The sequence below is a fragment of the Kitasatospora sp. NPDC047058 genome (genome assembly GCF_040643935.1).
Lineage (GTDB): Bacteria > Actinomycetota > Actinomycetes > Streptomycetales > Streptomycetaceae > Kitasatospora.
In genome coordinates this window covers 1-1239 of the sequence record NZ_JBEYVJ010000902.1, presented here as the reverse complement: position 1 = coordinate 1239, position 1239 = coordinate 1, and the positions used below count along the sequence as shown (strand labels likewise).

The 1239-nt window shown below is 74.0% G+C and carries 2 protein-coding genes; one reads left to right on the top strand and one right to left on the bottom strand.

The window, feature by feature from the left end; translation table 11 throughout:
• The first annotated feature begins 184 nt into the window (after positions 1 to 184).
• Entirely contained in the window at positions 185 to 757 is a 573-nt protein-coding gene (locus tag ABZ885_RS41495) for a helix-turn-helix domain-containing protein (protein ID WP_360200432.1), read from the top strand.
• A 68-nt stretch (positions 758 to 825) separates the two neighbouring features.
• Here the strand turns inward: ABZ885_RS41495 and ABZ885_RS41490 are convergent, their stop codons facing one another.
• Positions 826 to 963 (bottom strand): hypothetical protein, encoded by a 138-nt coding sequence (locus ABZ885_RS41490; RefSeq protein ID WP_360200430.1) that lies wholly within the window; start codon positions 961 to 963, stop codon positions 826 to 828.
• Positions 964 to 1239: the final 276 nt, after the last annotated feature.

Below are 1239 nucleotides of genomic sequence, written 5' to 3'. Positions count from 1 at the left end.
GGCGGGGCGGGGCACGGCACCTCCAAGGACGGCTACGGCTACCGGGCATGCCGGGGCGCGTACCCACGACCCCCAGCCCGTCGGTCGCTAGAATCGGACTAGCGACTCAGGTTTTGAACGATACGGACTGGCGACTCCGGTTGTCCAGTGCTGGCTCCGCCGTCGGCGGGGAAAGGTGGGAGGGATGGGCGGCGCTCAGGTGCGCCCGCTGCGGGCGGATGCGGCCCGTAACCGGGCCAGGCTGCTGGACGTGGCCACGGAGGTGTTCACCACCCGCGGCGTCGGCGTGCCGACCGAGGAGATCGCCCGGGCCGCCGGGGTCGGCGTCGGGACGCTCTTTCGGCACTTCCCGACCAAGGAGGCGCTGCTGGAAGCGGTGCTGGTGCGCCGACTGGAGACGATCGCGGAGCAGACGGCCCGGCTGGCCGCCGAAGCCGAGCCCGCCGAGGCCTTCTTCGGGTGCTTCCGGCTGGTGATCGACCAGTCCGCGGGCAAGAGTGAGTTCACCCAGGCACTCGCTGCCGCCGGCGTGGACACGCAGGCGGCCCTGCAGGAGTCCAGTGCGGTGATCCGGGCCCAGCTGGCCGAACTGCTCGCCGGGGCGCAGCAGGCCGGGGCGGTCCGCCCGGACCTGGCTCTGCCGGAGCTGCTCGCGCTGCTGGTCGGCACCGGCGCGACGATGGACCAGCTCGGGAGCGACCTGCCGGCCCGGGAGCGGATCTTCGAGGTGGTCTTCGACGGGCTCCGGCCGCGCTGAACCGGCCGGGCTGAACGGACGCGCCGAACCGACGGTGCGTACCCGCCGAGGATGTGCACCGGCGGCCGTCACCGCCCCAGGACGGCCTTGAGCGTCCGTGCGGTCGCGCGCGGGAAGGCGGTGTTCCCGTTGTGGCCGCCGGGGAAGACGGCCGGCTCCGTGCCCAGCAGCTCCGCCAGCGCCAGCGCACAGCGGTAGGTGTGCACCGTGGGCCGGGTGCTCTCGCCCGTGGCCGGGATGATCCGGGTGCCGCCCGGGGCGGCCGCGGCCCGGGCGATCTCGGCCGGGCCGAGGCCGTCCGTCGTGATCGCTGTGAACTCCGTCCCGATGAAGAACCCGAAGTTGGCCAGCCGCCGGGGCGTCAGCGGCTGCGGGGTGAGGCCGTCCTCGGTCCGGTCGTGTGCCGGGTCCGCTGGTCCTGACCGCCTTCGACGGCGGCCAGGCCGAACTCGCCAAGCTGGGCATCACCGCAGCTCCGGACC